The following is a 19,401-nucleotide window of genomic DNA, read 5'->3' as shown; positions in this document are numbered from 1 at the left end:
CCAATGCTGGGTAAGTTAGCATGGTGACCTCCGTTCTCGCCCCACACCTCGCAGCACCCGTCGTGCTGCGGCGACGCCGGATGCGGGGCCTGACACCGGGGCGGTCGGCCGGGCTGGTCGGCTTCGCGGCCTTCCTGATCTCGGTCGCGTGGTCCTGGCAGCCGTCGTTCTGGGGCGATGAGGCGGCGAGCATCATGTCGGCCGAGCGATCGCTTCCCTCCCTGTTCGGCCTGCTTGACAGCGTCGATGCCGTTCACGGCCTGTACTACTTGTTCCTGCACGGCTGGATCGATCTGTTCGGCGCCTCCGAACTCTCCACCCGGCTGCCGAGCGCGATCGCGATCGGGATCGCCGCGGCCGGGACCGTCGTTCTGGCTCGGTTCTTTATGGGATCGCGGGTAGCCATCGGCGGCGGACTGATCTTCGCCCTGATCCCCCGGGTCACCTATATGGGCGTCGAGGCGCGGTCCACCGCCATCGCGACGGCCATCGCGGTCTGGCTCACCGTGCTGCTCGTGCACACGCTGCGCAGCGGCACCGCCGGCCGCGGCCGACTTGTCATGCTGTGGCTGGGTTATTCCGTGCTGCTCGCCCTCGGAATGTACGTCTTCCTCTTCCTGGCACTGCTGCTTCCGGTACACGCGGTCATCGTGGTGCTGGCGGCGAGCCGGCATCCACTCTGGCGCAACGTGGCTGCCTGGCTTGCGGCAAACGTCTTCGGGCTGCTGCTGGCCGCCCCGATCATTCTGATCGGAACGTCGCAGCGCGAACAGATCGCGTTCATCGGCCGACGACCGACGGTCACGGTGACCGAGGCGGCGGTCATGCAGTGGTTCGACACCATTCCCGTGGCGATCATGGCCTGGTCGCTCATCATTGTGGCCGTTCTCGCGGTATTTCTGCGCCGCCCCGGCGCGCATCGCAGCCAGAACCTTCCGGGGCGCGCCGGACTGACGATTTTTCTGGTCTGGCTGGTGGTGCCCAGCGCGATTCTGCTCGTGGGCACCCAACTGGTCACACCGATGTATTCGCTGCGCTACCTCTCACTGTGCGCCCCCGCGGTGGGCGTGGTGATAGCCGTCGGTGTGGCCGCACTCGCCACGAACTGGGTGCGCACTCTGGCTGTTGCGGCGCTTCTGACCGCGATCGTGCCGGCCTACGCCGTGCAGCGCGGTGACTTCGGCAAGAATGAGGGCAGCGACTGGCGACAGGTTGCCGATGTGATCGCGGCCAGGGCCACGCCCGGTGACGGTGTCGTGTTCGACCAGAGCGTGCGTCCGTCGCGGGTACCGCGGCTGGCCATGCACGTGTACCCCGATGCTTTCGTCGGCCTGCACGACGTGACGCTCACCCGGCGCTACGCCGACACGGGGTGGCTCTGGGACGAGGTGGCTCCGCTGAGCGACGTGCTGCCGGCCATTACTGACCTGAACCGCATCTGGCTGCTGCAATACTCGGGCAGTGGCGAGTCGCGCCGCGAAACGGATGTCCACACGCTCACGCTCCAGGGATTCCACGTCGCCGAGACGACACTGGTCAATCGCACCCGCATCATTGAAATGACGAGGTAACCCCATGCCCATTCCTGTGCCGACCACCCTGGTACTGGTCCCGACCTACAACGAGGCCGAGAACATCGCCTCGATCGTGGAACGGCTGCGCTCGAGTGTGCCCCTGGTGCACATTCTGGTCGTCGATGACGCCTCCCCCGACGGAACCGGCGCACTCGCCGACAGCATCGCAGCCCAGGATTCGAGCGTTCACGTTCTGCACCGCACCGAGAAAACCGGCCTCGGCGCGGCGTACCTCGACGGATTCGGCTGGGGCCTCGACCGCGGCTACACGCAACTCGTGCAGCTCGACGCCGACGGCTCCCATCTGCCGGAGCAACTCGCGAGCTTGCTGGCGGCTGCGACCACGGCCGACGTGGTGATGGGGTCACGATGGGTGCCCGGTGGCGCCATCGAGAATTGGCCCTGGCATCGCCGGGCCCTCTCCCGCGGCGGATCGCTGTACTCCCGCCTACTGCTGCGACTTCCGCAGCGGGACGCCACCGGCGGCTACCGGGTCTACTCTGCCCACGCGCTCGAACGTATGGACCTCAACAGCGTGGACAGCCTCGGCTACTGCTTTCAGATTGAGATGTTGCTGCACGCGGTGCGTGCCGACCTGCGCGTCGTCGAGGTGCCGATCACTTTCGTCGAGCGAGTGCGCGGGTCGTCCAAGATGAGTCCCCGCATCGCGGTCGAAGCGATGGCCCGGGTGACGCTGTGGGGCGTCACCGGCATGGGCATCAGCCGGGCCGGTGCCCGTGCTGCCGCCGCGCGCGAGGCATAATTCGTTTTCGTCATACCCGGTGTTTGAGTCAGTTTGACTATATGATGGGACCAGCAGTTAAAGTCACCTCGACCTTTACGACTGGATTTCCGTGCTGGACTATCACCTGACCGAGCAGAGCCCGCTCTCACGCGGCAGCGCTCAGGCGACCCTGGCCGTATCCACGGTGATCTTCGCCCTGCGACCCGACGAGAAATCGGGGCACAAGACTCTCTGGCTGCCGCTGGTGCGCCGCACCCGCGACCCTTTTCTCGGCCTTTGGGCGTTGCCCGGTGGCTGGTTGCCGGTTGACGAGGAACTCGCCTCGGCCGCCGCGCGCACCCTGCGCGAAACGACCGACCTCTCCCCGCGCTACCTCGAGCAGCTCTACACCTTCGGTGATATCGACCGTTCCCCCGGACTGCGGGTGGTTTCCGTGGTGTACTGGGCGCTGGTGCGGTCGGAGGTTGCGGAGCGGGCATCCGTTGGGGAGAACGTGCGCTGGTTCGCGGCCGACGCGCTGCCGCCGCTCGCCTTCGACCACAACCGCGTCGTGGAATACGCCCTGTGGCGGCTGCGTACCAAGGTGGAGTATTCGCGCATCGCGCACGCCTTTCTCGGTGACACGTTCACCCTCGCGCAACTGCGCGAGGTGCACGAGGCCGTGCTGCAGAAGGCGCTCGACCCGGCCAATTTTCGCCGTTCGATCGAGGCGTCGGGCAGCGTGATCAGCACCGATCAGCACGTGGCCGGGGCCCGGCATCGGCCAGCGCGGCTGTATCGGTATGACGATCGGGCCAGCGAGCACGATCCGCCCGGGCCGACGCTCTAACCCGCTTTCTCTCTTCTCACCATCTCTCAAGGAGCACGGCCATGACGATTCCCTCGGTCGAGACCACCATTCGTCTCATCGGTACCGGCCAGGGCGCCGGCAGCACCTGCAGCCCCGACCTGGCCGCCCCGCCGTGGGAGTTCGACGCGGCCGCGCCCGGCTACGGCCCGGGTTCGTCGATGGGCGATGTGATTCCGGCCGGGTCCCCCCGGCAGGGCGCGCTGCCGGAGCGCTACCGCACCGCGTCACCCGAGGAACTCAGCGCCCGTATCGTTGAAGCCAAGAACGTGCTCGGCGACTCGGTGGTCGTTCTCGGCCACTTCTACCAGCGCGACGAAGTGCTGCGCCACGCCGATTTCGTCGGCGACTCCTTTCAACTTGCCCAGGCCACCCAGAGCCGCCCCGACGCGGCCGCGATCGTGTTCTGCGGCGTGCACTTCATGGCCGAAACCGCCGACCTGCTCTCCGGGCCCGAGCAGGCCGTCATCCTGCCGAACCTCGCCGCCGGCTGCTCGATGGCCGACATGGCCGACATCGACTCCGTCACCGAGTGCTGGGAGCAGCTCGAAGCGCTCTACGGCAGCGAAGCAGATGCCTCCGGCCGGGTTCCGGTGATTCCGGTCACCTACATGAATTCCTCCGCAGCCCTCAAGGGTTTCTGCGGCGAGCACGGCGGCATCGTCTGCACCTCGTCGAACGCGCAGACCGTGCTCGAGTGGGCCTTCGAACGCGGCCAGCGGGTGCTGTTCTTTCCCGACCAGCACCTCGGCCGCAATACCGCCAAGGCCATGGGCGTTCCGCTGACGCAGATGCCGATGTGGAACCCGACCAAGCCGCTCGGCGGCAACACCGCCGCCGAGCTCGACGCCGCCCGAGTCGTGCTGTGGCACGGTTTCTGCAGCGTGCACCGCCGTTTCACCGTGCCGCAGATCGACGCCGCGCGCGCCGAACACCCGGGCGTGCGGGTCTTGGTGCACCCGGAATGCCCGATGGCTGTGGTCGACGCCGCCGACGCGGCCGGCTCCACCGACTACATCGCCAAGGCCATCGCCGCCGCCCCGGCCGGAACGACCTTCGCCATCGGCACCGAGATCAACCTGGTCAACCGCCTCGCCGCCAGGCACCCCGAGCACAAGATCTTCTGCCTCGACCCGGTGATCTGCCCCTGCTCAACCATGTACCGCATCCACGCCGGCTACCTGGCCTGGGTGCTCGAAGCCCTCGTCGGCGGCGGCGAAGCGCCCTCCCGGGTGCTCAATCAGATCACCGTGTCGGCCGACATCGCCGGACATGCGCGGGTAGCCCTCGAACGGATGCTGGCGGCCCGGCCGCCGATCCTGGTCGGCGCCTGAGATGACGGCGCCTGACAGGACCGCGCCTGACACCCTCTCGATCCTCGTCATCGGCAGCGGCCTGGGAGGTTTGCTCGCCGCGGTGCGTGCAGCGGATGCCGGCCACCACGTCGTGCTCGTCACGAAGTCGGTGCTGCCCGAGAGCAACACCCGTTATGCACAGGGCGGCATCGCCGCAGCCCTGTTCCGGGACGACTCCGTCGACGCACACGTGCTCGACACGCTGCGCGCCGGCGCCGGGCTGTGCGACCCCGCCGCCGTTCGGGTGCTCTGTGCCGAGGGACCGGCGCGAGTGCGCGATCTCATCCGCTTCGGCGTGGATTTCGACCGCGACGAATCCGGTGTCGCCCGCGGGCTGGAAGCTGCCCATTCCCGCTCGCGGGTGGTGCACGCCGGCGGCGACGCCACCGGAGCTGCGGTCGAAGCGGCGCTCGTGGCGACCGTACGACGCCGAGCCGCCATCGACGTGCGGGAGCACACCATGCTCGTCGATCTGCTGGTCGACGACGGCGTAGTGCGCGGCGCCCGCGTTCTGGGCCCGCACGGTGTGCAGCACAACATCGACGCCGACGCCGTCATCCTCGCCACCGGCGGAGCCGGCGCCCTCTTTTCGCACACCACCAACCCCTCGGTCGCGACCGGAGACGGGGTAGCGGCGGCATGGCGGGCGGGGGCATCCGTCGCCGATCTGGAGTTCTACCAATTTCACCCGACCGCCCTCGCAGCACCCGGCACCCCCCTCGTGTCGGAGGCGGTGCGTGGCGAAGGCGCCGTACTGCTGGGCTCCCGCGGCGAGCGCTTCATGCTCGCCGAGCATCCCGACGCCGAACTCGCGCCGCGCGACGTCGTCGCCCGCGCCATCGCCCGCCAGATGGAACGGCAGGGCGGCGCCCCGGTATTGCTGGACGCAACCGCGCTCGGCCGCGAACTGCTCGAAACCCGGTTCCCCACCATTACCGCCGCCTGCCGGGCGGCCGGACTCGACTGGGCCGTCGCTGCCATTCCGGTGGCACCGGCCGCGCACTATTGGATGGGCGGCGTCAAAACGGATGCCTGGGCCCGCACCTCCCTGCCCGGGCTCTTCGCCGTCGGTGAGGTCGCCCGCACCGGAGCCCACGGCGCCAACCGGCTCGCCTCCAACTCCCTGCTCGAGGCGGCCGTGTTCGCCGACCGCGCGGTGCGTGCGCTCGGCGAGCCGGGGCGGGCGAGCACATCCCGGCCGGCAGATCTCCCCCACTCGCTCTCGACCAGCACGATCCCGGGCCTGCTCCCCGAGACCGCCCCAGGTTCATCGCCAGCCGATCTCGCAACGCTGGTCGATCGCCGAAAACTGCAGCGATTCCTCTGGGATTTCGCCGGCGTGCACCGCTCGGGCGCGGGTCTCACGAGTACCGCGGCCAGCCTCGCCGAGTGCACGGCGCCGCCCGCCAGCAGCACCTCGGTCGCCGCCCTCGAAGACCGCAACCTGCTCGACCTCGGCCGGCTGCTCGTGGCCGCAGCACTGGCGCGCGAAGAGTCTCGAGGCGCGCACTTCCGCTCGGACTTTCCCGATACCCGGCCCGACCTGGCCCGCTCAGTCTCGCAAACCCTCGAACTCGTTCCGGCCCGGGAGGCCATCGCATGCTGACCAACCACGCCATCACCGTCGTCGTGCAGGCTGCTCTCGATGAGGACGCCCCCTGGGGCGATCTCACCTCGGCCGTGCTCATTCCCGAAGACGCCGTCGCGACGGCCAGGCTCGAGGCGCGCGAACCCGGCGTGTTCAGCGGCGGCGCCGTGTTCGCCGCCGCGTTCGCGCTGACCGACCCCCGCATCGAGGTGCACCGGTTCGTCACCGACGGCGAACCGTTCAGCACGGGCGCCACGCTCGCCGAGGTGACCGGCCCGGCCCGCGGCATCCTGCAGGCCGAGCGCATCGGCCTCAACTTCGTACAGCGGATGAGCGGAATCGCCACCCTGACCGCCCGATATGTCGCCGAGACGGCCGGCACCCAGGCCCGCATCGTCGACACCCGCAAGACCACCCCCGGCCTGCGCGCCCTGGAACGAGCGGCCGTGCGCGACGGCGGCGGCCACAACCACCGGTTCAGCCTCTCCGACACCGTGATGGCCAAGGACAACCACCTCGCCGTGCTCGCCGCCGGTCCACTCGGCCTCACCGAGGCGCTGCGCGCCGTGCGCGCGAAGCTCTCGCACACCACCCACTTCGAGGTGGAGGTCGACCGCCTCGACCAGATCGAAGACGTGCTCGCCGCCGGTATCGACACGATCATGCTCGACAATTTCAGCCCGGAAGACCTGCTGAAAGGCGTCACACAGGTCGCCGGGCGGGCCACCGTCGAGGCGAGCGGTGGCGTCTCACTGGCGACGGTGCGCGAGATCGCGGCATCCGGTGTCGATGTCATCTCGGTGGGGGCGCTCACGCACAGCGTGCACTCCCTCGACCTGGGCCTCGATATCGCCATTCGGGTGAACACGCCGGCCGGGTTCGCTCTGTGAACCCATGATTTACCTGGACAATGCCGCGACGACCCCGGTGCGTCGGGAGGCGCTCGAAGCCATGTGGCCGCACCTGACCGGCGGTTTCGGCAACCCGTCAAGCCATCACCAGGTCGGCGAGGCGGCGGCGACCGCCCTACGGGAGGCGCGCACCAGCGTGGCCCGATCGCTCGGCTGCCGCCCCGGCGAAGTCACCTTCACCAGCGGCGGCACCGAAAGCGACAACCTCGCCATCAAGGGGATAGCCCTCGGCGCCCCGCGCGGCCGCCACCTGGTGACCTCCCCGATCGAGCACGAAGCCGTGCTGGAATCGTGTGACTACCTGCGCCGGCTGCACGGTTTCGAGGTGACCGTGCTGCCGGTGGATGCCGCCGGCCGCGTCGATCCCGCCGGCCTGGCCCGCGCGCTCCGCCCCGACACCACCCTGGTCTCGGTGCACTACGCCAACAACGAGGTCGGCACGGTGCAGCCGCTCGCCGAGCTCGCCCTGACAACCCACGCGGCCGGCGTACCGTTCCACACCGACGCGGTGCAGGCTGGCGGCTGGCTCGACCTGAACGTCACACGGCTCGGCGTCGACGCGCTGAGCCTCTCCGGGCACAAGCTCGGCGCTCCCCCCGGCATCGGAGCGGTCTTTCTGCGCGGGCGCCTGGTGATCGAACCACTGCTCCACGGCGGCGGCCAGGAACGCGGCAAACGCAGCGGCACCGAAAACGTTGCCGGTGCGGTCGCCCTGGCCGTGGCGCTGCGCCTCGCCGTCGAGGAGCGTGCCGCGTCGGTGAGCCGCACGAGCACCCTCCGCGACGAATTCATCGAGACCGTGCTGCGCGAAACGCCGTCGGCCCAGCTCACCGGCCACCCGACCGAGCGTCTGCCGGGCACCGCGTCCTTCGTCTTTCCGGGCACCAGCGGCGAGGCGGTGCTGCTCGAGCTCGAACAGCGCGGCATCGTCTGTTCGAGTGGGTCCGCCTGCGCGGCCGGCAGCAGCGAGCCCTCACACGTGCTCACCGCGATGGGCCTGTCGGCCGACGTGGCCCAGACGGCCGTGCGGTTCACGCTGGGCGCCGGTACGACGGCGGCGGAAACGGCCGAGGCCGCGGCATCCGTTCGTGTCGCCGTTGCTGCGGTGGCCAGCCTCGGTACTTGAATTACTATCAACAAAAGCATGACCTGATATTGTCATGACAACTGGCCAAAGCCCTGGGCTGGTCAGTTCACTCGACAGTGAAGGGGTGCCATGAGCGTGCAGGACAAAAAGACCTTACCCATGGAGATGTTCATGGACCTGGAACGATCCGGCCCTATTCCGCTGTATTTTCAGGTGTCCCAACGCATCGAAAAGGCCATCCTCAGCGGCGAGCTTCCCGCCGGGTCGCGGCTGGAGAACGAGGTCGCCCTCGGCCAGCGGCTGGGCCTGAGTCGCCCGACCGTGCGTCGTGCCATCCAGGAAATCGTCGATAAGGGTTTGCTCGTGCGCCGTCGCGGCATCGGCACGCAGGTTGTGCACGGCCAGGTGACCCGCAAGGTCGAACTGACGAGCCTCTACGACGACCTGACGAACACGCACAAGGTGCCCTCCACCCACCTGCTGACCCTCGAATCGCAGGCAGCGGATGTGAGGACAGCGGAGCGTCTCGGCGTCGACGAGGGCAGTCCCACACTCCACCTGCGCCGGGTGCGCCTGGCCGACGACGTGCCAGTAGCCGTGATGGAAAACTGGCTGCCCAAGGAATTCATCGGCATCGAAGCCGCTGACCTCGTCGCGCACGGCCTGTACCAGGTGCTGCGTTCGCGCGGCGTGACGATGCGCGTGGCACGCCAGCACATCGGTGCCCGCACGTCGACCAACGACGAGGCCGGCCTGCTCGAGATTGAGAAGAATTCCGCCCTGCTCACGATGGACCGCACCGCCTTCGACAACTCCGGGCGCGCGATCGAGTTCGGCCGGCACTGCTACCGTCCCGACCTCTATTCCTTCGAAGTTACCCTGGTCGAGAAGTAACAATCGTGGCCGCGTGTGCTTTCAGAGCCAGTTGGGAGCCGTCGGAACGGGTGATTCGCTCGACGAAATTCCCAGCGTTGTGCGGCCCGTGGCCCACCCGGTGACGTCGGCCAGGCTGCCGGAGATTGAGTTCTGAGCGTTCTGGTCGCCGATGCTCTCCACGGTCGGCGCCGTTAAATCGAGACGGATGCGGTCCGCAGGCCACGACGCGACCACGTCGACCAGCGTGCGCCGCAGCATCCGCTCGGGGAGGGCGTCGAACCCCGCACCGGCGTTCAGGTCGACGCCGTGTACCCAAAGCTCCCGGGTGCGCATCCAGAGGGTAGCGGATGCCGGCACCACGCGACCCTGCCCGCCGCGCACCTCACAGGACCACCGCGACTCCGGGAGGGCCAGCCAGGCCTCATCGAGAGCGGTAGCGGTGTCGCGGAACAGTGCGCATAGGGTGCTTGGGGCGAGGAGTGCGGTCTCATCGATATCGCGATCGCGCACCTCACGGGATTCATACATCGGCGTCTCGACCCCGGTCGCCGCCCAGCTCACCAGACGGCCGACGGCCAGCGCGTTCTGGGCCAGGTGCGCTACGACGTGACGCCGGGTCCAGCCTGGGAGGAGAGAATCCGCGTCGAGTTGGGCGTCGGAAAGACTGCACAGAAGGTCGGCCACGAACGTGGTTGCCGCTCGCGCACTGGCCAGCTCGGTATTGGCCGGCTCGGTATTGGCCGGCTCGGTATTGGCCGGCTCGGTATTGGCCAGCTCGGTATTGGCCGGCTCGGTATTGGCCAGCTCGGTGTTATTGATTGCTTTGGCGTCATTGCTCATGTCTGCAACGCTACGGCACCACTTCACTTCGGAGCGTCTTGTGAAGTTGCCCCCCAAATGGGGTGCACTGGAGGTCATTGTGAGGTAAATTACTCGAGAACTTCTTGCCGCGGGCAAAGGGTCGCCTCGGCACGGTGGCCCTGAAGCTCCCAATCGATTGTTTACGGAAGAGGTGCTGGGCATGACAGAGTCCGGAGTTACAAACCAGTCGACTGACGAGGGAATGGACCCCGAAGAGCCGACCCTCACCAATGACGAGTATTCCACCGCTCAAAAGGACGTGGCCGATAAGAATTTGCTGGAACAAACCGTTAGTTTGCAAAATGCGATCTTCAATAGCGCAAATTTTGTCAGTGTCGCTACCGACGCGAAGGGTGTCATTCAGATTTTCAATGTGGGCGCTCAACGCATGCTCGGCTACACCGCTGACGAGGTAGTCAACAAGGTGGTTCCGGGAATCATGCACGACCCTGCAGAGATCGCTGCCCGGGCAGCGAAATTGAGCGCGGATTTCGGTAAGACAATTCAGCCGGGATTTGAAACCATGGTCTACAAAGCGAGCCGGGGAATTGAAGACGTTTATGAACTCACGGCAATTCGCAAAGACGGTAGCCGCTTTCCGACAACCGTTTCGGTTTCGGCGTTGCGGGACAGTGACGCCGAAATTATCGGCTATTTGCTCATCAGCACCGATAATACGGCGCGCTATCAGGCAGCCCTCGCGCAGTCCGCTCTCGATCAAAAGCTTCGGGATCAGCAGTTCTATACCCGATCTTTGATCGAGTCCAACATCGATGCGCTGATGATGACGGATACGAACGGCATCATCTCGGATGTAAACCAGCAGACGATTGAATTGACGGGGCGCACCAGAGATGAATTGATTGGTGCTCCGTGTCGCAACTTCTTCGTCGACCCCGTCCGAGCAGATACGGCCATCAAACGAGCGCTCAACGAGGGCAGGGTCAGTGACTATGAACTTACAGTTCGGGCGCTCAATGGCGATGATACGGACGTCTCGTATAACGCGGCAACATTCTACGATCGAGATCGGGTTGTGCAGGGCGTGTTCGCCTCGGCCCGTGATGTGACTGAACGTAAGCGTTTCGAACGCGCGTTGCAGAAGACGAATATCGAGTTGGAACGCGCCAACCGAATGAAAACGGAGTTCCTGGCTACGATGTCCCACGAATTGCGGACCCCGCTGAACGCGATCATCGGTTTTTCCGAGGCCCTCAAGGAAGGCTTCGCCGGGGATTTGACTGAATCGCAGCGTGAGTACACCGGAGATATCCATTCCAGTGGCCTTCACCTCCTCTCCCTGATCAATGACATCCTCGATCTGTCCAAAGTTGAGGCGGGAATGGTGGATATCGAGCTGGAACCTGTGGACGTCCGGTTTTTATTGGAGGAAAGCCTCACGATCGTTCGTGATACGGCGGCTCTGCACAGCCTCCAGCTCACCTTCAAGGCTGCGGACCGTGTCGGAACACCGCTGCTTGACCGGCGCAAGGTCAAACAAATTGTGTACAACCTGCTCGCAAATGCGGTCAAGTTCACTCCCGACCATGGGGATGTAACACTGTCAGCGAAGCGAGTGGCACGAAACGCAGTAGGGACGATCGACGGATCGCGGCCCGTTCATGATTTCCCCCTGCCAAAGAGTGATGTCGACACATTTTTGGAAATACGAGTTGATGACACCGGAATAGGTATTTCTCCCGAGAATTTGTCCAAGCTTTTTCTCGCCTTTAGTCAAATCGACAGCTCTTTGGCACGACGATTTGAGGGAACCGGTTTGGGCCTTGCCACTGTGAAACAGCTGGTCGAGATTCAAGGGGGGACCGTAGCCGTTGCCAGCGAGGAGGGCGTGGGTTCCAGCTTCGTCGTCTGGCTTCCGTTGGGTCCGACTGACGACCAAGCCCCGGAGTGGTCGGGCGCGGGTATAAAGATCTTGGAGTCCGACGCCGTTCTCACGGGTAGAGAAACCTCGGGCCCAGCGCCGACTCTGCCCGTCGCCCGGAACACACCTCGACTCGACAGCACCCCCGGCGGCGCACCGAGCGCGGTGGAAGATGGTCAAGCGATAGTCGCCGGCGAGGTGGTGCGTCCACATAACGCGGCGCCGAACGGTGATGACAATGACGTTCAGGTCAGGAGCGGGGCGTCCGACGAGGACCGCAATCCACCGCAGGCGCCACCTATCGATGACAGGGCCGTGGCGTCTGCAGACGCGACAAGTATCAAACCTGACAGCGACACCCGAGCCCGGTCGACGGATAGTCCGGACAGCAAACCAACACGCCCGCCGAGCAGGAGTCGGCAGCAGACGGCGGAAGACGACAATACGCCGGAGCAACACGTCGCCCTGGTCATCGACGACGATGCTGAGGGTGCCCAAATGCTGCAGGTCCTGCTCGAGGCGGAAGATTTTCGTGTCATCGTCGCGGGCACAGGCAAGGAGGGGTTGGAAATTTCACGCACTCAGCAGCTCAGCGTCATCACCCTCGACGTTCGCTTGACCGGAGCCGACGGCTGGGGGTTCCTGCTTCGACTGCACGAATACTCGGAGTTCGCTGCCGTTCCGATAGTCCTCATCGCTGGTAATGGCGATGTGAGTCTCGCGTTGACTCACGGCGCGGCGGCCGTGCTGGAGAAACCCATTAGCCAGGAGGCCCTGCAGCAGGCGCTTGAAGCGCTCGGGCTCAGTCCCGACGCCCGCCGTACACGCCGGGTGCTCGTCGCCGACGACGATCCCGAAACCGTTGAGGTGATCGCCCAATATTTAACCAGACCCGAGTACGTCATTGAAAGCGCCTCCTCTAAGGAGGACTCCATTGAAATGGCCTTACGGCTGCGCCCGGATTTGATTCTCCTGAACCTCATGATGGAGGAATTCAGCGGCTATCAGGTTTTGCTGGCCCTGCAGCACGACTCAACGACCGAGCACATCCCCGTGCTCGTCGTTACGGGTAAGGCGCTAACCCATCAGGAGACGGCAGCGGTCGACAGCGACCCGTCCCAGCCGGTAAGCGTTATCGGCGCCAATAAGTTTAATCGGCACGCTTTCCTGGATGAGGTTAGGCGTGCGCTGTCCGCGGGCGCCCGACGCTCAAGGAACTGATACCGGTGGGCAAGATACTGATTATCGAAGACAATGCGATTAACATGAGGCTGGCCAAGCTGCTCGTGCGTGGCGCAGGGCATACCTCCATGGAAGCCGTCGATGCTGAGAGCGGTCTGTTGCTGGCGCGTAGCGAGCTTCCCGATGTAATCCTGATGGATGTTCAGCTTCCTGGTATGGACGGATTCGCCGCGACAGCCCTACTCAAACACGACCCGGTGACGGCCTTCATTCCCGTGATTGCCCTCACGGCGATGGCGACGGCGCGCGATGAAGCGAGAGCGAGAGACGCCGGCTGCGATGCCTACATCACGAAACCACTGAAGGTCCAGGAAGTGCACGATGCTCTCAACTGGCTTATTCCACGCACCGCCACAGACTAGAGCCAAATATCGGCCGAGAAGCGAAGCCGAAGTCACCGGACCTACTTCCGGTCGAGAGATTGGGCTTGGTCTCTTCATTCTCTGGCGATCCATCAGCCGCAGGATTCATCGTTGCGACGATTCTTCCGACGGGCGGGCCACCTGTGGCGCAACTTTTCTGTTGCGGGGGCAGGATTTGAACCTACGACCTCTGGGTTATGAGCCCAGCGAGCTACCGAACTGCTCCACCCCGCGCCGTAAACCGCGACATGGCGGTCATCCTACGAAGAAGCGTGGTCAGATTGAGGATTTCTGATCCAGCTGTCTACGTTGGTGGTTTTAGTTTACCTCACTTTTCGTGACCGATCGGCCCCGTTGGCACGCTCTCGCCAAGTCATCCGATTGCGGCGGGAGAACGATCCGTGCAGGGGTCGCCGTTCACCACCTGACAAGCGAATGCCACGCCCCCAAGAAGGCCCGTCACCGTCCAGCGACAGGCCGTCCTTGTGGGTGCTACTTACCCAGGAACTCCAGTACATGCCGGTTCCACTCGTCTTTGTGTGAAACGGTGAGTCCGTGCGGGGCATTGTAGATCAGCACAAGTTCGCTGGAAGGTATGGCCTCGTGGGTGCGCTTGCCGCTGACCTCAAACGGAACGATCGTGTCGGAATCGCCGTGTATCACCAGGGTCGGCACGGCAATTTTCGTCAGGTCGTCGCGAAAATCTGTCGTCGCAAACGCGGTCGTGCAGTCAAGCGTGCCCTTGGGTGACGCGATTTCTGCGATGTCGAGGTTGTAGGCAATCTGCTCGGAGCTGACCTTGGGCTTGTTGACCAACGACGGCTTACCGGCGGTAAAGAACATCTGAAGAAATTCGTGCAGGAATGCCGGCCGGTCGCCGGTCAGGCCGTCGTGGAACCACTGAGCCAGTCCCGCATCGACGCCGCCGTCAGGGTTGTCCTCCGACTTCCACAGGTACGGCGTCACCGCGCTCGCGAACACAAGCTTGGCGACTCGGTCAGTGCCGTAAGTGCCGACGTAGCGGGCGAGTTCACCGCCGCCCATCGAGAATCCGATGAGGGTGGCGTCGCGCAGATCGAGGGTGTCAAGCACGGCCTTGAGGTCGGCCGCAAACGTGTCGTAGTCGTATCCGTTCCACGGCTGTGCTGATTGGCCGAAGCCGCGGCGGTCGTAGGTGATCACCCGGTAGCCGGCGTCCACGAGTGCGGGCACCTGGCCCTCCCACGATCTGCCGCTGAGGGGCCAGCCGTGAATCAGCACGACGGGCTTCCCGACGCCGACGTCCTCATAGTGCAGTTCGACGTCGGGATCGGTTGGGGTGGAAACGGTGAGGAACGGCATTTTCTCTCCTTATAGTTGGGATGATGCCTCGAACCTATTCGGGATGGTCGCATGGCGTAATCGAAGTTTGCTAGGAGAAAGCTGAGTCCTGCCCGTCCAGTTGACGACGGCGTTGGGAAATACTGCTGGTCCCTGTCAGGAGCGACACTCCCGCGCGCAGGAGCCTGCCCGGCTTCGCGACTTACCGGCACGGAATACGCTTCACCCCAGGTGGTTGCACTGAGTAATGACTATTACAACTCAGCCCCACACCCGCACCGCCCTCGTCGTCGGAGCCTCCGGCATCACCGGATCCGCCGTTGTCGACCAGCTCTCCGCCGAGGGGTGGCGCGTCTTGGCCCTGGCCCGCCGCAGCGGTCGCAAGCTGCCCGGCGTGCGCTGGATCCAGGCCGACCTGCGCTCCGCCACGGACCTCAACCGAGCGCTGGCCGACGAAATGCCCGAGCAGGTCTTCTTCACGGCGTGGTCCCGTCAGGCCACCGAGGAGCTCAATATCGAGGTCAATGCCGGCATGGTGCGCGACCTCCTCGCTGCGCTCGCCCACGCGCCGGTGCGTCACGTTGCCCTGGTAACCGGTCTCAAGCACTACCTCGGCCCGTTCGAGGCTTACGGGCAGGGCGACATGCCCGACACCCCGTTCAGCGAAGACGTACCGCGACTCGACGTGGCGAACTTCTACTACGCGCAGGAGGACGAGTTGTTCGCGGCATCCACTCGCCAGGGATTCACCTGGTCGGTGCACCGCTCGCACACCGTGATCGGCCACGCGGTCGGCAACCTCATGAACATGGGCCTGACGTTCTCCGCCCAGGCCGCCCTGTGCAAGCACCTGCATATCCCGTTCGTGTTCCCCGGCAGCGCGACCCAGTGGAACGGCGTCACCGACATGACGGATGCGACGATCCTCGCCGAGCAGATGGTCTGGGCAGCGACAACAGATGCCGGCGTCAACGAGGCTTTCAATGTGGTCAACGGTGATGTCTTTCGTTGGCGTGCGATGTGGCCGAAGATCGCCGCCTACTTCGGGGTCGAGCCGGAAGGATTTGTCGACGAGCCGCGCCCACTTGAGGTTCAGATGGCCGGCCTGGAACCGGTCTGGGCTGAACTTGCCGCCCAACACGGCCTTGTCGAATCGGATCTTGGGCGCATCGCATCGTGGTGGCACACCGACGCCGACCTGGGCCGCAACATCGAAGTCTTCACCGATATCACCAAGAGTCGTCTTGCGGGTTTCACCCCGCACCACCGCACGATCGACTCCTTCACATCGCTCTTCGACCGGTACCGCGCCGAGAAGCTCATCCCGCAAGCCGACGTCTGAGTGCCAACGCTCGCCTGCTGCGCAGGCAAGCTGGGGCAACTCCACCGGACGTACAAAAAAACCGGCATGGCCAAGGGCCACGCCGGTTTTGCGCCGAATCAGACCTTAATCTGATCTGGACTTCTCTGTTGCGGGGGCAGGATTTGAACCTACGACCTCTGGGTTATGAGCCCAGCGAGCTACCGAACTGCTCCACCCCGCGCTACAAGTACAAATTTAGCACACCCTCAAAGCACGGCCGACCACTTTGGAGTTATATCGCAAATTGGTGCCGAGAATTGAACCTCTACAGGTATCAAACACCATGGGCATAACCCAGACAAGCCCCCACCCGAGACGGGTGGGGGCTTGTCTGGGTCGTGCGGGCGGAGTTACTCGCCGAGGAGGGCGAGCATGCTCGCGATCGTCTCTTCCAGCTTGGCGTCTGCCGTGCCGTAGTCGGCGAAGTTTCCGGCGGCCAGGGCCGCCGCCTTTTCAGCGAGCGCCGTCTTGGCGACGGCGAGCAGAGCCTTGAGCTCAGCATCCGTCGTGGCGTCTCCCGTCGAACCGGTCGGCACATCCGTGCTGCCCGTGGTGGGGTCGGTCGATGGTTCGCCGCCGTTGTTCGTCGTGGCGTCATCTGGCACGCCCGTATCACCGGCCGTCGCCCCCGAGTCGCCGCCGAATAGTACGTCGAGTGCACCGTCGAGGGTGTCCTCGAACGCGATCTGGTCGCCGAAGGCCACGAGCACTTTTTGCAGCAGCGGATAGCTGGTCTCACCAGTGGACTTCACGTAGACCGGCTGCACGTAGAGCAGGCCACCACCGACCGGGAGGGTCAGCAGGTTGCCGTTGAGCACGGTCGAGGATCCCTGCCGCAGCAGGTTGAGTTCGGTCGAGACGGTGGGGTCGGCGTTGAAGACGTTCTGCACCTGGCCGGGGCCGGGAACGGTGCCGTCCTTGGGCAGGTTGAGCAGTCTGAGCTGACCGTAGCCATCCGCTCGCACGCCGTCTTCGGCCCCGGCATCGGCGTCCACGGCGAGGTAGCCGTAGAGCACGTTACGGCTGGATTCACCGGTGGCTTCGGGCTGGAACGTCGAGTACAGCGAGAACGACGGTTTGTCGGATCCGGGAACCTGCATGGTGAGGTAGTACGGCGGCTGCAGAGTGGGGTTGGTCGGCGGGGAGTCCGGGTCATTCGGTGAGATCCAAGCGTCGTCCTTGGAGTAGAACGACCCAGGGTCGGTCACGTGATACTGACCGAGAATGGCGCGCTGCACCTTGAACATGTCGGCCGGGTAGCGCACGTGGCTCATCAGATCGCCGCTCATGTCGCTCATGGGCTTGAGCGTCGAGGGGAAGATTTTCTGCCAGGTCTGCAGCAGCGGTTCTTCGTCGTCCCAGGCATAGAGCGTAACCTCACCGCTGTAGGCGTCGACGGTGGCCTTGACCGAGTTTCGCATGTAGTTGATGCTGTCGAGGGCGTACGGCTGCGGCGGGGTCTGCGTGTCGGCGATGGCCTCACTGAGGCTCACCGGCGACGAGTACGGGTAGTTCGCCGAAGTCGTGTACCCGTCCACGATCCACTTCACTCGACCATCGACGACAGAGGGGTAGGCGTCGGAGTCGATCGTCAGGTACGGCGCAACTTTTTGCACGCGAGTGACCGGGTCACGATCGTAGAGAATCTCCGACTGGTCGTTGACCGACGAGGCCAGGAAGATCTGCTCGGACTGGAACTTCAGCGCATAGATGAGTTTTTTGAACGCGTTGTCGAGTTTCGGTCCGCCGTCGCCGGAGAAGGTCGTGTAGGTCTGGCCGGCCCCCTCTTCGCCCGACGGATAGTCGAGTTCGATCGGGTCAGCACCATCTTTGTCACCCACGATGGAGTACTCGGGCGAGGTCTCACCGAAGTAGATGCGCGGTTCGTACTTACCGAGGGCACCACTCGTGGGGATGCCCGATTCGAGGAACACCGGCTGCCCGTCGACCGAGCGCTGGTTGCCGTAGGCGGCCACCACGCCATAGCCGTGGGTGTAGACGGTCTTCGAGTTGACCCAGGTGTTACCGGTATTCAAACCATCGATGTTGAGGTCGCGCACGGCAACGACGGTATCCTGAGACACCCCATCGATCATGTATCGGTCGACGTTGAGGTTGTCGGGAAACTGGTAGTACTGACGGAACTGCTCCAGCTGGCGGAAGGAGTCGCTGACCAGGGCCGGGTCGAGAATGCGAATGTTCGCGGTCGTCGCGGCGTCCGCGCGGAGGGCACCCGGTTCTGCCGTGGTCTTCGCGTTGTAGGGGATCTCCTCGATGTCGGCGACGTCATAAGCATCCCGGGTGAGATCAATATTCCGTTCGATATATTGAGCTTCAAGCGCCTTGGCGTTCGGCTCCACCTGGAACCGCTCCACGACCCACGGGTAGAGCGAGCCGATCAGCAGGCTCGAGACGATTAGCAGGGCGGTGCCGATGACCGGCAGGCGCCAGCGGCCGATGATGGCCGTGAGGATGAAGAGCAGAGCGACGACGGCGGCGATTCCGGCAAGGATAGCCCGGCCGGGAATGGTGGCGTTCACATCGGTGTAGCCGGCGCCGGTGATGAGGGAACCCTGGTTGGTCAGGGTGGAGTACTGGTCGAACCAGATGCTCACGGCCTGCAGCAACAGGTACAGTGCCGCGGTGACGGCGATCTGCACGCGCGCAGCTTTGGAGATGAGTACCTCACGGCCGGACACCCGGATGGAACCGTACAGGTAGCTCGTCGCAACAGCGACGAGCGCCGCGATGAGTACCACAGCGGATGCGAAGGCGAGCACGGCCTGGTAGAACGGCAGGTCCATCAAGTAGAAGGAGATGTCCAGGTTGAACTGGGGGTCAACGCGCCCGGTCTCGGTGCGGTTGAGCCACATGAGCACGGTCTGCCAGCGGGTGGCGGCAGCGACACCGGCGAAGAGGCCGAGGAGAGCGGGGATACCGTACATCGCCAGGCGGCGCAGCGGTTCGATGACCTGCTGGTAGCGATCGAGCTGCGAGTTGAGCTTTGCGTAGACCGGGCGCAGGCGATAGGCCAGCTGAATGCTCACCCAGACCGGCACAGCCATGGCGACGAACCCGATCAGAAAAAGCAGGGTTCCCGCGATCCACTGGGTGGTCAGCACGCTCAGGAACCCGAGTTGGTCGAACCACAGCACATCGGTATACAGACCGGCGAAGATAAAGAACAGGATCACCAACCCCGCGATAATCGCTGCGGTGATTGCTAGCGGGGCTCGGCCGCGCCGGGGGGCGTTGTCGGCTGCTGATGAACTCACGTATTGGCCTCTTGCGCTCAGTCATTAGGTACAGGGCGATCACTAAAGAACGCTGTGATCAGGGTCAACCTCCATCTTACTTAGGCGCTCCTGAGAGAGTCATCATTGCGAGC

At 64.6% G+C, this 19,401-nt stretch carries 14 protein-coding genes and 2 tRNA genes; 11 read left to right on the top strand and 5 right to left on the bottom strand.

From position 1 onward, the window contains the following. Positions 1 to 20 precede the first annotated feature (20 nt). From E3O25_RS13025 to E3O25_RS12990, 8 genes are all read left to right on the top strand, one after another. Complete coding sequence (locus E3O25_RS13025) at positions 21 to 1,571, top strand: glycosyltransferase family 39 protein (RefSeq protein WP_134361336.1); 1,551 nt, start codon at positions 21 to 23, stop codon at positions 1,569 to 1,571. Positions 1,572 to 1,575: 4 nt separating this feature from the next. Then, entirely contained in the window at positions 1,576 to 2,337 is a 762-nt protein-coding gene (locus tag E3O25_RS13020; RefSeq protein WP_134361335.1) for a polyprenol monophosphomannose synthase, read from the top strand. 91 nt (positions 2,338 to 2,428) lie between these two features. Beyond that, positions 2,429 to 3,148: an NUDIX domain-containing protein gene (locus tag E3O25_RS13015; RefSeq protein WP_241988592.1), complete on the top strand. Its 720-nt coding sequence runs from the start codon at positions 2,429 to 2,431 to the stop codon at positions 3,146 to 3,148. Between the two features lie 41 nt (positions 3,149 to 3,189). After that, the gene (nadA, locus tag E3O25_RS13010; protein WP_134361334.1) at positions 3,190 to 4,500 is read left to right on the top strand and encodes a quinolinate synthase NadA; all 1,311 of its coding nucleotides are present in this window, start codon (positions 3,190 to 3,192) and stop codon (positions 4,498 to 4,500) included. A 1-nt stretch (position 4,501) separates the two neighbouring features. Next, complete coding sequence (gene nadB / locus E3O25_RS13005; protein WP_134361333.1) at positions 4,502 to 6,127, top strand: L-aspartate oxidase; 1,626 nt, start codon at positions 4,502 to 4,504, stop codon at positions 6,125 to 6,127. Further along, positions 6,121 to 6,999 carry a carboxylating nicotinate-nucleotide diphosphorylase gene (nadC, locus tag E3O25_RS13000; RefSeq protein ID WP_134361332.1) on the top strand — a complete coding sequence of 293 codons (879 nt, stop codon included), beginning with the start codon at positions 6,121 to 6,123 and terminating at the stop codon, positions 6,997 to 6,999. The genes nadB and nadC overlap by 7 nt, the downstream gene beginning before the upstream one ends. 4 nt (positions 7,000 to 7,003) lie before the next feature. Further along, positions 7,004 to 8,146, top strand: a complete 1,143-nt coding sequence (locus E3O25_RS12995) for a cysteine desulfurase family protein (RefSeq protein ID WP_092108405.1) — start codon at positions 7,004 to 7,006, stop codon at positions 8,144 to 8,146. A gap of 90 nt (positions 8,147 to 8,236) precedes the next feature. After that, positions 8,237 to 9,001 (top strand): GntR family transcriptional regulator, encoded by a 765-nt coding sequence (locus tag E3O25_RS12990; RefSeq protein ID WP_092108403.1) that lies wholly within the window; start codon positions 8,237 to 8,239, stop codon positions 8,999 to 9,001. A gap of 21 nt (positions 9,002 to 9,022) precedes the next feature. On the opposite strand, the gene E3O25_RS12985 is transcribed toward E3O25_RS12990, so the two are convergent. Beyond that, a complete protein-coding gene (locus tag E3O25_RS12985) occupies positions 9,023 to 9,823 on the bottom strand; it encodes a maleylpyruvate isomerase family mycothiol-dependent enzyme (protein WP_134361331.1) in 801 nt (266 codons plus the stop codon). 223 nt (positions 9,824 to 10,046) lie between these two features. Here E3O25_RS12985 and E3O25_RS12980 point away from each other — a divergent pair, with 223 nt between their 5' ends. Both E3O25_RS12980 and E3O25_RS12975 read left to right on the top strand, forming a co-directional pair. After that, the gene (locus E3O25_RS12980; RefSeq protein WP_134361330.1) at positions 10,047 to 12,947 is read left to right on the top strand and encodes a hybrid sensor histidine kinase/response regulator; all 2,901 of its coding nucleotides are present in this window, start codon (positions 10,047 to 10,049) and stop codon (positions 12,945 to 12,947) included. Positions 12,948 to 12,952: 5 nt separating this feature from the next. Continuing rightward, positions 12,953 to 13,330, top strand: coding sequence for a response regulator (locus E3O25_RS12975; protein WP_092108397.1), 378 nt, complete (start codon positions 12,953 to 12,955; stop codon positions 13,328 to 13,330). A gap of 160 nt (positions 13,331 to 13,490) precedes the next feature. On the opposite strand, the gene E3O25_RS12970 is transcribed toward E3O25_RS12975, so the two are convergent. Beyond that, a tRNA-Met gene (locus tag E3O25_RS12970) sits at positions 13,491 to 13,564 on the bottom strand. 258 nt (positions 13,565 to 13,822) lie between these two features. Beyond that, positions 13,823 to 14,671, bottom strand: a complete 849-nt coding sequence (locus E3O25_RS12965; RefSeq protein WP_134361329.1) for an alpha/beta fold hydrolase — start codon at positions 14,669 to 14,671, stop codon at positions 13,823 to 13,825. A 226-nt stretch (positions 14,672 to 14,897) separates the two neighbouring features. Between E3O25_RS12965 and E3O25_RS12960 the strand changes: the two genes are divergently transcribed. Next, on the top strand, positions 14,898 to 15,992 hold the full coding sequence (locus tag E3O25_RS12960; RefSeq protein WP_134361328.1) for an SDR family oxidoreductase: 1,095 nt from the start codon (positions 14,898 to 14,900) through the stop codon (positions 15,990 to 15,992). A 128-nt stretch (positions 15,993 to 16,120) separates the two neighbouring features. On the opposite strand, the gene E3O25_RS12955 is transcribed toward E3O25_RS12960, so the two are convergent. After that, positions 16,121 to 16,194 (bottom strand) — tRNA-Met (locus tag E3O25_RS12955). A gap of 169 nt (positions 16,195 to 16,363) precedes the next feature. Then, positions 16,364 to 19,288, bottom strand: a complete 2,925-nt coding sequence (locus tag E3O25_RS12950) for a UPF0182 family protein (protein ID WP_174721744.1) — start codon at positions 19,286 to 19,288, stop codon at positions 16,364 to 16,366. Positions 19,289 to 19,401 lie beyond the last annotated feature (113 nt).

The organism is Cryobacterium sp. TMT1-3, from assembly GCF_004402315.1.
Lineage (GTDB): Bacteria > Actinomycetota > Actinomycetes > Actinomycetales > Microbacteriaceae > Cryobacterium > Cryobacterium luteum.
The sequence above is the reverse complement of the archived record's forward strand: the minus strand, read 5'-3'. Positions and strand labels throughout refer to the sequence as shown.

What these genes read in the sequence shown, in the direction of transcription:
- E3O25_RS13025 (WP_134361336.1), top strand. Translation starts at nt 21, where the DNA reads ATGGTGACCTCCGTTCTCGCCCCACACCTCGCAGCACCCGTCGTGCTG.
- E3O25_RS13020 (WP_134361335.1), top strand. Translation starts at nt 1,576, where the DNA reads ATGCCCATTCCTGTGCCGACCACCCTGGTACTGGTCCCGACCTACAAC.
- nadA (WP_134361334.1), top strand. Translation starts at nt 3,190, where the DNA reads ATGACGATTCCCTCGGTCGAGACCACCATTCGTCTCATCGGTACCGGC.
- nadB (WP_134361333.1), top strand. Translation starts at nt 4,502, where the DNA reads ATGACGGCGCCTGACAGGACCGCGCCTGACACCCTCTCGATCCTCGTC.
- nadC (WP_134361332.1), top strand. Translation starts at nt 6,121, where the DNA reads ATGCTGACCAACCACGCCATCACCGTCGTCGTGCAGGCTGCTCTCGAT.
- E3O25_RS12995 (WP_092108405.1), top strand. Translation starts at nt 7,004, where the DNA reads ATGATTTACCTGGACAATGCCGCGACGACCCCGGTGCGTCGGGAGGCG.
- E3O25_RS12990 (WP_092108403.1), top strand. Translation starts at nt 8,237, where the DNA reads ATGAGCGTGCAGGACAAAAAGACCTTACCCATGGAGATGTTCATGGAC.
- E3O25_RS12985 (WP_134361331.1), bottom strand. Translation starts at nt 9,823, where the DNA reads ATGAGCAATGACGCCAAAGCAATCAATAACACCGAGCTGGCCAATACC.
- E3O25_RS12980 (WP_134361330.1), top strand. Translation starts at nt 10,047, where the DNA reads ATGGACCCCGAAGAGCCGACCCTCACCAATGACGAGTATTCCACCGCT.
- E3O25_RS12965 (WP_134361329.1), bottom strand. Translation starts at nt 14,671, where the DNA reads ATGCCGTTCCTCACCGTTTCCACCCCAACCGATCCCGACGTCGAACTG.
- E3O25_RS12960 (WP_134361328.1), top strand. Translation starts at nt 14,898, where the DNA reads ATGACTATTACAACTCAGCCCCACACCCGCACCGCCCTCGTCGTCGGA.